This is a genomic window from Streptomyces sp. NPDC088706 (assembly GCF_044752765.1).
Classification (GTDB): domain Bacteria; phylum Actinomycetota; class Actinomycetes; order Streptomycetales; family Streptomycetaceae; genus Streptomyces.
Genome location: NZ_JBIVLW010000003.1, coordinates 113,938 through 127,301 on the forward strand (window position 1 = coordinate 113,938; position 13,364 = coordinate 127,301).

General features: G+C 72.7%; 13 protein-coding genes. 5 read left to right on the forward strand and 8 right to left on the reverse strand.

The window, feature by feature from the left end; all coding sequences use genetic code 11:
* Positions 1-287: 287 nt before the first annotated feature.
* The 3 genes from ACIQAK_RS10000 (at position 288) to ACIQAK_RS10010 (ending at position 2,915) form a co-directional block, all read left to right on the forward strand.
* Complete coding sequence (locus tag ACIQAK_RS10000; protein ID WP_366388883.1) at positions 288-587, forward strand: hypothetical protein; 300 nt, start codon at positions 288-290, stop codon at positions 585-587.
* Positions 574-1,641, forward strand: coding sequence for a polyprenyl synthetase family protein (locus ACIQAK_RS10005; protein ID WP_366388882.1), 1,068 nt, complete (start codon positions 574-576; stop codon positions 1,639-1,641). Before ACIQAK_RS10000 ends, ACIQAK_RS10005 begins: the two co-directional genes overlap by 14 nt.
* Positions 1,642-1,721: 80 nt before the next feature.
* Positions 1,722-2,915, forward strand: coding sequence for an oxygenase MpaB family protein (locus ACIQAK_RS10010; RefSeq protein ID WP_366388881.1), 1,194 nt, complete (start codon positions 1,722-1,724; stop codon positions 2,913-2,915).
* 66 nt (positions 2,916-2,981) lie between these two features.
* Here ACIQAK_RS10010 and ACIQAK_RS10015 read toward each other — a convergent pair whose 3' ends face one another.
* Positions 2,982-4,265: an adenylosuccinate synthase gene (locus ACIQAK_RS10015; RefSeq protein ID WP_366388880.1), complete on the reverse strand. Its 1,284-nt coding sequence runs from the start codon at positions 4,263-4,265 to the stop codon at positions 2,982-2,984.
* Between the two features lie 186 nt (positions 4,266-4,451).
* On the opposite strand from ACIQAK_RS10015, the gene ACIQAK_RS10020 reads away from it, so the two are divergent.
* Complete coding sequence (locus ACIQAK_RS10020; protein WP_366388879.1) at positions 4,452-5,327, forward strand: diacylglycerol kinase; 876 nt, start codon at positions 4,452-4,454, stop codon at positions 5,325-5,327.
* A 37-nt stretch (positions 5,328-5,364) separates the two neighbouring features.
* Positions 5,365-5,637 (forward strand): DUF1876 domain-containing protein, encoded by a 273-nt coding sequence (locus tag ACIQAK_RS10025; RefSeq protein ID WP_366388878.1) that lies wholly within the window; start codon positions 5,365-5,367, stop codon positions 5,635-5,637.
* A gap of 118 nt (positions 5,638-5,755) precedes the next feature.
* Here the strand turns inward: ACIQAK_RS10025 and ACIQAK_RS10030 are convergent, their stop codons facing one another.
* The 7 genes from ACIQAK_RS10030 to ACIQAK_RS10060 all read right to left on the reverse strand — a co-directional run bounded on the left by ACIQAK_RS10030 (position 5,756) and on the right by ACIQAK_RS10060 (position 13,267).
* Positions 5,756-6,961 (reverse strand): cytochrome P450, encoded by a 1,206-nt coding sequence (locus ACIQAK_RS10030; protein ID WP_366388877.1) that lies wholly within the window; start codon positions 6,959-6,961, stop codon positions 5,756-5,758.
* 125 nt (positions 6,962-7,086) lie between these two features.
* Entirely contained in the window at positions 7,087-7,794 is a 708-nt protein-coding gene (locus ACIQAK_RS10035) for a response regulator transcription factor (RefSeq protein ID WP_366388876.1), read from the reverse strand.
* Complete coding sequence (locus ACIQAK_RS10040; RefSeq protein WP_366388875.1) at positions 7,791-9,146, reverse strand: histidine kinase; 1,356 nt, start codon at positions 9,144-9,146, stop codon at positions 7,791-7,793. The genes ACIQAK_RS10035 and ACIQAK_RS10040 overlap by 4 nt, the downstream gene beginning before the upstream one ends.
* A gap of 160 nt (positions 9,147-9,306) precedes the next feature.
* Complete coding sequence (locus ACIQAK_RS10045; protein WP_366388874.1) at positions 9,307-10,128, reverse strand: NAD(P)H-binding protein; 822 nt, start codon at positions 10,126-10,128, stop codon at positions 9,307-9,309.
* A 94-nt stretch (positions 10,129-10,222) separates the two neighbouring features.
* Positions 10,223-11,104 (reverse strand): alpha/beta hydrolase, encoded by an 882-nt coding sequence (locus tag ACIQAK_RS10050; RefSeq protein WP_366388873.1) that lies wholly within the window; start codon positions 11,102-11,104, stop codon positions 10,223-10,225.
* A gap of 110 nt (positions 11,105-11,214) precedes the next feature.
* The gene (kynU, locus tag ACIQAK_RS10055) at positions 11,215-12,429 is read right to left on the reverse strand and encodes a kynureninase (RefSeq protein ID WP_366388872.1); all 1,215 of its coding nucleotides are present in this window, start codon (positions 12,427-12,429) and stop codon (positions 11,215-11,217) included.
* Positions 12,422-13,267 carry a tryptophan 2,3-dioxygenase family protein gene (locus ACIQAK_RS10060; RefSeq protein WP_366388871.1) on the reverse strand — a complete coding sequence of 282 codons (846 nt, stop codon included), beginning with the start codon at positions 13,265-13,267 and terminating at the stop codon, positions 12,422-12,424. The genes kynU and ACIQAK_RS10060 overlap by 8 nt, the downstream gene beginning before the upstream one ends.
* Positions 13,268-13,364 lie beyond the last annotated feature (97 nt).

Genomic DNA, 13,364 nt, shown 5'->3' on the forward strand with positions numbered 1-13,364 from the left:
CGCACCCCGTCGACGCCCGTGACAACGATGCCAGCAGACCCCTCAACTGGCCCGATGGCAGGCGAAGTCCAGCCGGACCACCCCGCGGCCGGGGTCGGGGCCGAAGGTAAAACTTGGGGGCGTGTCCAGCATGCGGAACGCTCCCGACCGCCGGGCGGTCGCGGGTTTGGAAGGCGCTGATCACTCGTTGGTGAGTTTCCCCGGCTCCGGCAGGCACCCCCGGCAAGACTCGGAAAGGGCGGTACGAACGCGGCGCCGCCCCGGACGCACTACGGCTGGGGGACGGCGTGGAACGAACTGCGGAAACACACAGGGGCGGACTGGACGAGCGGGCGGTGCTGCTGGCGGCGGGCCTCGCGGAGCTGGCCGTGAGCACGGCGGGCGCGGCCCTCAGCTCCGTACGGCGACTGCTGCGGCGGTCGGACACGGCCGAGCTGGCGGCGGAGGCCGAACAGGACCTGATCGCGCGCGGCCGCCTCGCGCTCGACCGGTACGCGGGAGCGCCTTTGGCCCATCTGGAAGTGCTGGCACGCCAGGTGATCGCCCAGCGCTCCGGTGACGGCGGCCGGGCCGGTGACGGTGCCTGAGGGGTGGCAGCCGGGCGCGTTCAAGGCCCGGGTGGACCAGGTGCTGCACCGCTTCGCCGCCGAGGAGGCCGACCGGCTCACCGCGGTCGACGCCTCCTTGGGCCCGGTGGCCGACGCGGTGGAGGCGGCGGTGGCGGACGGCAAACGGCTGCGGGCGGCGTTCTGCTACTGGGGCTGGCGCGCGGCCGGGCAGCCCGACAGCGAGGCACTGGTGCGGGCGGCGGCCTCGATGGAGCTGGTGCACGCGGCGGCCGTCGTCCACGACGACCTGATCGACGAGAGCCGGCTGCGGCACGGCCGGCCCACCGCGCACCTGGCCCTGCGCGACGCGGTGGATCATCACCCCGAACCCGGTCTGGCCGCACGGTCGTTGGCGATGCTGGTCGGGGATCTGCTGATATCGCTGGCCGGGCAGCTCTACGTCACCAGCGGCCTGCCCGCCGCCTACCTCGGCCGGGCCCGCCCGATCTGGGCCGCGCTGGCCCGGGAGCTGGTCGCGGGCGAGTGCCTGGAGATCCTGCACACCGGGGCCGCCACCCCCGACACGGCGACCTCGCTCAAGGTCGTCCGCTACAAGACCGCCAAGTACACCGTCGAGCAGCCCCTGTTGATCGGCGCGCTCCTGGGCGGGGCCGGTGAACGGCTGCGCGCGGGCTGCTCCGCGTACGGGCTGCCGCTGGGCGAGGCGTTCCAGCTGCGGGACGACCTGCTGGGCCTGTTCGGGGACCCGGAGCTCACCGGCAAGGACGGCTCCGACGACGTACGCGGCCACCGGCCGACCGCCCTGCTCGCGGAGAGCTGGCGGCTGGCCGGGGAGGATGACCGCGCCCGCCTGCGCACCCTGCTCACGCCCGGCACCGGCCTCCCGGCCGCCGACGCCGCCGAGGCCGTACGCGAGGTGATGCACCGCCTCAAGGCCCCCGAGCGCATCGAGCACATGATCACCGGCCGGGTCGAGGAGGCGCTGCGCGCGCTCGACGAGCTGGACCTGCCCGGCCCCGCCGCCGGCGCGCTCAGCGGCCTGGCGCACTCGGCGGCCGTCCGCCGTTCCTGACCCCCCGAGGCACGGAAGCACGGAGGCACGGAAGCACGGAAGCACGGAAGCACGGAGACGAGGAGACAAGGAGCGCCACCATGACCCAGGCACCCACGCCCCAAGCACCGACCTACACCCGCGCGTCGCTGGACGCCCTGCGGCTGAGCGGTGACGAACTCGCCGACGCCACGGTCGCCACCCTCTTCGAGCGCGGGGAGGTCGGCACGTTCAACACCCTGATGCGCTATGTCTCCACCGCCGGGGCCCCGCTCCCCGACGGGCTGCCGGACGTGGCCCGGGAGTACCTGAACGCCACCGCCGCCCCGCCGTCCTGGGTGGACTGGGGTGAGATGGAGAAGGCCCGGCTGTTCTTCATCGACAACAACGTGCACATCTCCACCGCCCTCTCCTTCGCCTCCATGCCCGCCTGTTACGTCGTCCCGCACGTGGCGAAGCTGCTGTCGGCGACGCACGGGCTGAGCTATCCGTCCAAGCGGATGGCGGAGACCGGCCAGTTCACCGTGTACCTGATGCGGCCCGACGCCTTCGAGGCCGGCAGCCGCTTCATCCCGGCCGCGCAGAAGGTCCGCCTCCTGCACGCCTCCATCCGCCACCACCTGCGGCGCGAGGGCATCTGGGACGTGGAGAGCGCGGGGGTGCCGATCTGCCAGGAGGACATGATCGGCGGGCAGATGTTCTTCTCGATGCTGGTCCTGGACAGCCTGCACCGGCTCGGCATCCACATGTCCGAGGAGGGCGCGGACGCCTACTCCTACGCCTGGCGGGTGGTAGGCGCCATGCTCGGCGTCAACCAGGACGCCGTGCCGAAGACCCTGGCCGAGGCCCGCGCGTTCCTCGACCTCTACATGATCCGGCACATGGGCCCCTCCCCGGAGGGCGCGCTGCTGACCCGGCAGCTCATCGACCTCTACGAGGAGGTCGTCCCCGGCACCTTCTTCGACCCGATCGTCTCCGCCCTCATCCGCCACCTCGTCGGCGACACCTGCGCCGACTGGCTGGAGGTGCCCCGTACGCCCTGGGACACCGTCGCCAAAGCCGTCCCGCACCTGCTCGGGGTCCTGGAGACCATCGAGGACCGCTCCCCGCTGGGCGCCTGGGCCCTGGACCGGATCGGGCACCTCACCAGCGTGCTGGAGCTGTCCTCCCTGACCCGGGGCCGCGTCATGCACTACGCGATCCCCGAGCACCTCAAGAAGGAGTACGGCGTCCCGTCCGGGCCCGCCCGCTCCGGCCGCTGGAGCCCTCCGGCGGCCACCGTGCCCCAGGGGTAGGACACGGCAGGGCCCCCGGACCGGGCAGTGGTCCGGGGGCCCTGTCGTCGCTCGGGCAGGCGCCGCCTACAGGAACGAGTTGATCTGGATCGTCTCGGTCCGGCCGGGGCCGACGCCGATCGCGGAGATCGGGGCGCCCGACATCTCCTCCAGGGCCTTGACGTACGCCTTGGCGTTCTTCGGCAGGTCGTCGAAGGTCTGGGCCTTGGTGATGTCCTCGGACCAGCCCGGCAGGTTCTCGTAGATCGGCTTCGCGTGGTGGAAGTCGGTCTGGTTGTACGGGAGTTCCTCGACGCGCTTGCCGTCGATCTCGTACGCCACGCAGACCGGGATCTGCTCCCAGCCGGTGAGCACGTCCAGCTTGGTGAGGAAGAAGTCGGTCAGGCCGTTGACCCGGGTCGCGTACCGCGCGATCGGGGCGTCGAACCAGCCGCACCGGCGGTCACGGCCGGTGGTGACACCGCGCTCGCCGCCGATGCGCCGCAGCGCCTCGCCGTCCTCGTCGTGCAGCTCCGTCGGGAACGGACCGGCGCCCACACGCGTCGTATAGGCCTTGAGGATGCCGATGACGCGGCTGATCTTCGTCGGGCCGACACCGGCACCGGTGCAGGCGCCGCCCGCGGTCGGGTTCGACGAGGTGACGAAGGGATACGTGCCGTGGTCGACGTCGAGCAGCGTGCCCTGGCCGCCCTCGAAGAGGACGACCTTGCCCTCGTCGATGGCATCGTTCAGGATCAGCGTCGTGTCGGCGACGTACGGCTTGATCTGCTCCGCGTACTGGAGCATGTCCTCGACGACCTTGCCGGCCTCGATGGCCCGGCGGTTGAAGACCTTGGCCAGGAGCTGGTTCTTCTGCTCCAGGGCGGCCTCGACCTTCTGCTCCAGGATCGACTCGTCGTAGAGGTCCTGGACGCGGATGCCCACCCGGTTGATCTTGTCGGCGTAGGTCGGACCGATACCGCGGCCCGTCGTGCCGATCTTGCGCTTGCCGAGGAAGCGCTCGGTCACCTTGTCGAGCGTGACGTTGTACGGAGTGATCAAATGAGCGTTGCCGCTGATCAGAAGCTTGGACGTGTCGACGCCTCGCTCGTTCAGACCGCTCAGCTCGGAGAGCAGGACCGCTGGGTCGACCACGACACCGTTCCCGATGACCGGGGTACAGCCCGGCGACAGGATTCCGGAGGGGAGGAGATGCAGTGCGTACTTCTGGTCGCCCACGACGACCGTGTGACCGGCGTTGTTTCCGCCTTGGTAACGCACGACATAGTCCACGGATCCACCGAGGAGATCGGTGGCCTTCCCCTTGCCCTCGTCACCCCACTGAGCACCGAGCAGCACAAGTGCGGGCACAGGCGTACACCCCTTCCGGGCGGGGCATGTCCAAGGTCAGGGGGCGTACGTAAAGGTCGTACCTGCCGCACGACGATGTACGGCAAAGCCTGAGCCGTCGAACCGGGTGCCCCGGAATAGACGAAGCCCCTGGCGCAATAGCGCAAGGGGCTCTTGCACCAAGATGCTACCCGAGGAAGGACCCAGGTGTCGGCTGCAGAGCCCCCCGGCGACGGCGACGACCAGCTTCTGGTGGTCATCGACCCGGTCGCCCGCCGGACCGACGGCGAGTCCGTCCGTATCGCCAGGGACGTGCTGAGCGCCGGCTCGCACGCCAAGATCTGCCTCCCGGACACCCCGGAGGAGTTCGCCCGCGCCCTGTCCCGGCGGGGTTCGCGCCGCCCGGTGGTGGTGGGCGACGACCACGCGCTGCTGCGTGCCGTGGCCCAGCTCCACCGGGAACGGGAGCTGGCCCGGGGCGTCCTCTCCCTGATCCCCGTGGGAGCCGCCCACGCCCTGGAGGTGGCCCACGCACTCGGAGTGCCCCGGGGCGCGGTGGCGGCCGCGCGGACGGCGCTGGACGGGGCGGTGCGGCGCCTGGACCTGCTGGTGGACGACAGCGACGGCGTGGTGCTCGGCCGGCTGCGCATCCCCGCTCCCACGCTGCTCGCCGACGCCCCGCACACGGGCGTCACGGCCGTCTGGGACACCTGCCGCTCCCTGATGACGTCCCTGGTCCGCCCGGCGGCCCCGACCGCCGCCACCGCGCCCCCGGGGACGTACCGGCTGCGGGTCGAGGCGGACGGGGTGCTGCTGAGCGATCTGGACGCGCCGGTGCGGGGCGTCTCGGTGCTCTCCCAGGGCGACGGGGGCCTCGCCGATGTCGTCGTCCGCACCTCGGCGGGCGAGGACGTCACGGTGGTGGCCAAGGCCGTCACCGTCTCCGGCGCGGACTTCCGCTACCGGGCCGACATACAGACCGGCGGCCCGGTCCGGACCCGGACCTGGACCGTGCGGGCGGGTGCCTGGGGGCTGATGCTGCCCCTCCCGGCGAGCGCGGACGGGGCGGCGGGTCCACGCTGAAGGGGTAGGTAGGGAATCGGCCGCGGAGGTGAGCGTCATGACCAGGATCGCTGTCGGATGGCACATCGAGCTGGAATTCGAGGAGGACTCCCACCGCACCCGTGCGGCGGCCCTCGTCCGCCTCTCCGACGGAACCGAGATGCGCGCCCACGGCTACGCCAGCCGCCACCCGTCGGACGTGGACCAGCAGCGGGTGGGCGAGGAGATCGCGGGGGCGCGGGCGCTCAACGAGCTGGCGATGAAGCTGCTGACCAAGGCGCACGACGAGATCGACGAGGCCTCGGGCCGGACGTCGTACCCGCTGACGTAGCGGCGCCCGCCCTGCACCGCCTCGGCTGCCGCGGGGGGCCGCCTCGGCTGCCGCGGGGGGCCCGCGCGACCGCCGCAGAGGGCCGGCGCGACCGCCGCAGAGGGTCGGCGCGACTCGCCTATACCTCCACCATCAGCTCCTTCAGCCCCCGGATCACGAACCCCGGCTGCCACTCCGGCTCCGCCGTCAACCGCATCGCGGGCGCCTTCCGGAGCAACTCTCCAAAAGAAGCCGCCAGTTCGAGCCGTGCCAGCGGAGCTCCCAGGCAGTAGTGGATGCCCGCGCCGAGCGAGACGTGCTGGTTGTCCGGCCGGGTCAGGTCCAGCCGCTCCGGGTCCGTGAACCGCTCCGGGTCCCGGTTGGCCGAACCGAACAGCAGCGCCACCTCCGCCCCACGCCCGATCACCTGGCCGTCGACCTCGATGTCGTCCAGCACCCACCGCTCGAACAGCTGCAACGGGGTGTCGTAGCGCAGCAGCTCCTCCACCGCCGTCGGCAGCGTCGCCGGTGCCGCGCGCAGGGCGGCCAGCTGCTCCGGGTGGTGGAAGAGGGTGCGCCAGCCGTTGACCGTGGTGTTCACCGTCGCCTCGTGGCCCGCGTTCAGCAGCAGCACACAGGTGGAGACCATCTCCTGCTCGGTCAGCCGCTCCCCCTCGTCGTGGGCGGCGATGAGCGCCGAGATCAGGTCGTCGCCGGGGGCCTTGCGCCGCTCGGCGATGAGCCCGCGCAGATACGCGGAGAACTCCTCCGACGCCGAGACGGCGGCCGCTGCCGTCTCCTCGGAGGGATTCAGCTCGTACATCCCGCAGATCGCCGCCGACCAGGGCCGCAGCGGCGCGCGGTCCTCCTCCGGCACGCCCAGCATCTCGGCGATCACGGCGACCGGCAGCGGTTCGGCGACCTGCGCGAGGAGATCACCGCCGCCCTCGGCCACGAACGCGTCGACCAGCCCGGCCGCCAGGCGCCGTACGGTCGGGACCAGGTTCTCGACCGTGCGCGGGGTGAACGCCTTGGAGACCAGCCGCCGGATGCGGGGGTGGTCGGGGGCCTCCAGGTCGAGCAGCCCCTGCCCGTTGAGCGTGGTGAACGGCTCGTGCGCGGCGGGCGGCGGGGTGCGGCCGAACTCCTCGTGGGTGAAGCGGTGCAGATACGTACGGCCCAGGCGCCGGTCGCGCAGCAGTGCCGACACGTCGGAGTGGTGCGGGATCAGCCACTGCCCGGTCGGCTCGAACCAGTGGGCCCGGCCGGCGGCGCGCAGGGCGGCGTAGGCGGGGTAGGGATCGGCGACGAACGCGGGCGACCAGGGGTCGAAGGACACGTGCATGGCCCGACGCTACCCGCGCCCGGCGCGAGCACAAGGGGGCAGGCGAAAGCGCTCGCCCTCGCCCGCCGCCTCCCGCGAGGGACCCGGCATGGCCCCTACCCCGGGGCGCCCAGCCGTGCCCCGCCCTACCCCGGCGTGATCAGCCGTGCCTCGTACGCGAACACCGCCGCCTGCGTCCGGTCGCGCAGGCCGAGCTTCACCAGGATGCGGCTCACGTGCGTCTTGATCGTGGACTCGGCGACGATCAGGTGCGAGGCGATCTCCGCGTTGGACAGCCCCTGCGCGATCAGGACGAGCACCTCCGTCTCGCGCTCGGTGAGGTCCCCGATCCGGGCGAGGGCGGGTGTCCGGGGGGCCTCCGCGAGCTTGGAGAACTCGGTGATCAGGCGCCGGGTCACGGTCGGCGCGAGCAGCGCCTCACCCGAGGCCACCACCCGTACCCCGTCCGCGAGCTGCCGGGCCGAGGCGTCCTTGAGGAGGAACCCCGAGGCGCCGGCCCGCAGCGCCTGGTACACGTACTCGTCCAGGTCGAAGGTGGTCAGCACCAGGACCTTGGCGTCGGCGTCCTGGGCGACGATCTCGCGGGTCGCCTCGATGCCGTTCATCTCCGGCATCCGGATGTCCATCAGGACGACGTCCGGGCGCAGGGCGGCGACCTGGGCGACCGCCTGGCGGCCGTCCACCGCCTCTCCCACGACGGTGATCCCGGGCATCGCGTTGAGCAGGACGGAGAAGCCCTCGCGGACCATCATCTGGTCGTCGACGATCAGGACCCGGATGTCGGTGCCGGCGCCGGACCCCGCGGTTCCCGTGCCGGTGGCGGTGGTGCTCATGCGCCGCCGTCCCGTTCGATGACGAGCGTCTGCGCCACGGTGCCCCGGTCGCCCGGCTCGTCCGGCTCGCTCTGCGCCGGCGGTACGGGCAGGAAGACCGCGACCTCGTACCCGCCGCCCTCCGTCGCCGCGGCCGTCATCGCGCCGTTCAGCATCGCCACCCGCTCCCGCATCCCGGTGATCCCGTGCCCGGCCCCCGGCGACGGCTTGACCAGGCCGGCCGGGGGCCCGTTGACGATCCGCAGCCCGATCCCGCCGAGCACGTACGCTATCTCGACCCGGGCCCCGGCCCCCGGCGCGTGCCGCAGGGTGTTGCTGAGGGCTTCCTGGATGATCCGGTACGCCGACAACTCGACGCCCTGGGGCAGCTCGCGGACGGCCCCGGTGATCACCTTCTCCGTCTCCAGGCCCGTCTCGCGGACGTTGTCCAGCAGCCCGTCCAGCACGGCGAGGGTGGGCTGCGGGGCGTCCGGGGCCTCGTAGTCCTCCGCCCGTACGACTCCGAGGACGCGGCGCAGCTCGGTGAGGGCGGCCACCGCGTTCTCCCGGATGGTGATGAAGGCCTGCTCCAGCTCGGGCGGCGGGTTCTCCACCCGGTAGGGGGCGGCCTCCGCCTGGATGGCGACGACCGACATGTGGTGGGCCACCACGTCGTGCAGCTCCCGGGCGATGGTGGTGCGCTCCTCCAGCAGCGTGCGCCGGTCACGCTCGACGGCGGTGACGGTGCGCTGCACGGTGACCTCCAGCTCGGCGTCACGCACCTCCCGCGCGGCATCGCTGCGGACCTGGACCACGGTGACCACGAGCAGCGCGAACGCGGTCAGGACGGCCATGGGCGCGGTGATCGACGGGTCCCCGCCCTCCAGCACGATCCCGAACATCAGGGTCAGCAGCCACATCCAGGCAGCCGTGCGGGGCCGGGTCCGGGCCGCCACGACGACCAGGACCACCACCTGGGCCATGAAGGCGCTGGGCCCCCACAGCCCGTCGCTGCCCAGGAGGGCGCAGAAGAGCGTCGTCACCCAGGAGGCCCAGAACGCGGCGACCGGCCTGATCAGGGTCATGGCGACCGCGATCGCGGGCACCAGCCCCATGAAGAGGCGGAAGCGCCATTCGGCGAACCCGGCCACCAGCACGATGAAGGCCGCGAACAGCACCAGGGCGTGCGGGGTCCAGACGACGGCCCGCTTCAGCCCCTCGGGCAGCCGGCGTATGAACCGCCCCTCCGGCGAGAGGGGCGGCAACGGGCGGTAGGCGAGCACGTGGCGGAAGAGGTCTTCCCGCAGGCCGTCCATCGCGCCGGCGGCCACCCGGAACTCCGGGCTACTGGTCTTCGTCTGGGTCTCGGTCACGTTTCCACGGTAGGCGGCGGCGACATGCGGGTCGTCCCTATCGATGCTGATTCCGGGGCATCCCTCTCAAGGACTACGCGCCCCTACGCGCGCCCCGGGGCGGCGCCCCCCGGCGCCGCCCCGAGGGGTTCCCGAGGGCTTCCCAGGGGATTCCCGCAGGTCACGGACGGAAGGATTCCGCGTTCTCCTCGGCCCACTGCGCGAACGTCCGGGCCGGCCGGCCGGTGACCTCCCGGACCGTGTCGATCACCGTCCTCCCCTCGGGCGGGGTGTCCCGGTAGACCTCGATCAGGAACGCGATGACGTCCTCGGGCATCCCCTTGGCCCGCCAGCCGGCCAGCGCCTCCTCCTCGGTCAGCTCGACCAGCTCGATCTCCTGGCCCCGCGCCGCCGCGAGGGCGGCCACCTTGTCGCCGACGCTCAGCGCCTGCGGTCCGGTGATCAGGTAGACCTGGCCGCCGTGGCCGTCCTCGGTGAGCGCCGCCGCGGCGACCGCGCCGATGTCGGACTCGTGGACCACCGCGCTCAGCCGGTCGACGAAGGGCTCGCGGACGACGCCCCCGGCCTTGATGTCGGGCGCCCACTCCAGTGCGTTCGCCATGAACTCGACCGGCATGACGACGGTCCACGCCAGCCCGCTCGCGCGCACCGCGCTCTCCAGAGGGGTGTCGCCGCCACCGTTGAGCACGGTCACCCGGCGCACCCCCGCCCCGCGGGCCAGCTCCATGATCTCCTCGCCGGTCGTCAGCGGGGCGAAGAGCCCGCCGTCGAAGGTGATCAGGTGCAGCCCGGTCACGCCCTCCAGCGCGCTCTCCAGCGAGGCCGGGTCGGCGAGGTCGCCGCGGACGACCTCGACGCCCGCGGGGAACTCGGCGCGCGCCGGGTCGCGGGTCACGGCCCGGACGTGCTCGCCGCGCTCCAGCAGCTGCTCGACCACTCGACGGCCGACCGTTCCCGTGGCCCCGGTCACCAGGATCGTCATGGCGGATCTCCTTCGTTCGGTTCGACGAGAACCACGTTAGGGACCCTTGAGGTCAGCTTCCGTCCGCAAATCACCCGGCTACGGAAGCGGGTCCTCACCACGCGAGCTGGGTGATCTCCTCCGCCACGATCGCGCAGGCGCCGGCGGCCGGGTCGATCAGCGGGAAGTGCCCGACATCGCCGAGCAGGGTCAGCCCCACCATCTCGCCGGACTTCGCCGCCGCTTCGACGTACGCCTCCGAGACGGCCAGCGGGACGACGATGTCCTCCTCGCCGTGGACGATCGCGGTGGCGATCCCGGTGGGCAGCAGGGCCCCGGGGTCGGCCTGTGCCATACGGTCCGCCAACCCCTCCTCCCCGCCCAGGAGTTGGCTGACCGCACCGCCGCACACCCCCAGCTCCACCGCCGTGGTGAAGTCCGCGATCGGAGCCAGCGCGACGACCCCGCGCAGTGGCGGCGGGGCGGGCAGGCGCCACGGCGAGGACTCGGGCAGTACGTGCCGCGCCGCCGCCCAGAGCGCGAGGTGACCGCCCGCCGAGTGACCGGCGACCACGATCCGGCGCACGTCGGCCCCCGGCACCTCCCGGGCGGCCAGGGCCGGTACGGCGTCGAGCGCGGCGGCCACGTCGTCGAAGGTCTCCGGCCAGCGCCCCGCGACGGATTCCGCGCCGGGCTCCCGCACCTGGTCCGTCCCGTCGCCGCGCCGGTACTCCACGCTCGCCACGGCGAAGCCCCGCCGGGCCAGGAAGTCGGCGAGCGGCGAGAGGTGCGCCCGGTCGTAGGGGGCCCGCCAGGCGCCGCCGTGCAGCAGGACGACGAGGGGGGCGGCGGTGCGGCCGTCGCGCGGGGCGTAGAAGTCGATGATCTGGTCGGGGTGGTCGCCGTAGGCGGCGGTCCGGTCGGGGGCGACCACCGGATGCGCGAGCGCCGACTCGGTCTCGGCGACATCCCGATCACGCGCGGCAGAATCCGACATGCTGCTCAACCGTCCTATGCCTGTGTCCTGTGCCCAACTGGCTTGACCTGCGGGGACGGTACCAGTGATCGGCACCGTCCCCGCCCGGTCGCACCCGCCTTGACGGTCCGTCAGGCGGCGTGCACCTCGTCGAGCACTTCGGCCAGGACCCGCGCCGCCCGTTCCGCGTCGGCGAACCCCACGTACAGCGGGGTGAATCCGAACCGCAGCACGTCGGGCCGCCGCAGGTCGCCCACGACACCGCGCTCGATGAGCCGGCGCATCACGGGCTCGGCGGCATCGCAGCGCAGGGCGACCTGGCTGCCGCGTTCGGCGTGCGCGGCCGGGGTGACGGAGGTGACCCGGCCCGCCGGTGCGTACGCCTCGACGCACTCCAGGAAGAAGTCCGTCAAGGCCAGCGACTTGGCCCGCACGTCGTCCACGGAGACCCCGTCCCACACGTCCAGCGCCGCCTCCAGCGTGAGCATGGAGACGATGTCGGGCGTGCCGACCCGGCCCCGCAGGGAACCGTCCGCCGGGGCGTAGTCGGGGGTCATGCCGAACGGGTCGGCGTGCGAGTTCCACCCCGGCAGCGGGGAGTCGAAGGCGGCCTGGTGGCGCTCGGCGACATACAGGTACGCGGGCGAACCGGGGCCGCCGTTCAGGTACTTGTAGGTGCAGCCGACCGCCAGGTCCACCCCGTGCTCGTCCAGCCCGACCGGCAGGGCTCCCGCGCTGTGGCAGAGGTCCCAGACGGAGACCGCGCCCGCCGCGTGGACGGCGGCGGTCAGGCCGGGCAGGTCGTGCAGCCGGCCGGTGCGGAAGTCCACCTGGTTGAGCAGGGCGGCAGCCGTACGGGGTCCGAGCGCGGCCGGTACGTCGGCGGGCGCGACCGGCACGATCCGGTGGCCGGTCAGCCGGGCGGCGGAGGCGGCGATGTACCCGTCCGTGGGAAACGTCGTGGCGTCAACCAGGATCTCGTCGCGTCCCCCGCCCGCGAGGCGGGCCGCCGCGACGACCGCCTTGAAGACGTTCACGCTGGTCGAGTCGCCGACGACGATCTGCCCGGCGGCGGCGCCGACGAGCGGGGCGATCCGGTCGCCGATCCGCTCCGGCGCGGTCCACCAGCCGCTCTCCTCCCAGGACCGGATGCGCAGCTCGCCCCACTGGCGGGTGAGGACGTCCTGCACCCGGGCGGGGACGTGCGCGGGCAGCGCGCCGAGCGAGTTGCCGTCGAGGTAGACGCCGTCGTCGAGGGCGAAGAGCCTCCGCCGGCCGGCGAGCGGATCGACCGCGTCGAGCTTCAACGCCCGCTCACGGAGCGTGTCACGTGTCGTCTCAGACATGGCTGCGCGCCGTCCACAGCTCCGGGAACACGTTCTTCGTGGCGCGCTTCTCCAGCCAGGCCACCCCGGCGGAGCCGCCGGTGCCCGTCTTGGAGCCCATCGCGCGCCGGGTGGCGACGAGGTGGTCGTTGCGCCAGCGCCAGACGAGCTCGCCGACGTCGGTGAGCAGCTCGCCGAGGCGGACCAGCTCGTCGTTCTGGTCGGCGGAGTAGATCTCGGCCCATACCGCCTCGACCTCGGGCGAGGGGTCGTACCGCTTGGTCAGGTCGCGGGTGAGGACGGCCTGCGGGACGGCGTACCCGCGCCGGGCCAGCAGGGCGAGCGTCTCGTCGTACAGGCTGGGCTCCCCGAGCGCCTTCTCCAGCTCGGCGTGGACCCGGGGCGCGCCCCGGTGCGGCACCAGCATGGAGGCGGACTTGTCGCCGAGCAGGAACTCCATCCGCCGGTACATCGCGGACTGGAACCCGGACCCCTCGCCGAGGGAGCCCCGGTAGGAGTTGAACTGGGCGGGGGTGAGCCCGGCCAGCGGCCGCCAGGACTCGTTGAGCGCCTCCAGCTCGCGCAGCGAACGCTTCAGGGCGTCCCGCGCGACGGGTATGCGGTCCTCGCGCAGGGCGCGGGTGGCGGTCTCCCACTCATGGACGATGACCGTGAACCACAGCTCCATGACCTGGGTGGTGACCAGGAAGACCATCTCGCCGGGGTCGTCGGAGCGGAGGTGCTGGAGGTGGGTCAGGACATCCGCCTGGACATAGTCCTCGTACGGAGTCGTTCCCGCGAAGTCCAGGTGCGGGTTGTCCGCACCGGTGGCTTCGGGGTCGGGGTGGTTCGTCGACATCGCTGTCTCCTCGACACGAGCTTCCGGGTAGCGGTCCGCCCCTTCCGTGAGGTGATGGAGCTCCGGTCCCCTGCTCGCATACTAAGCCGGACCCGCG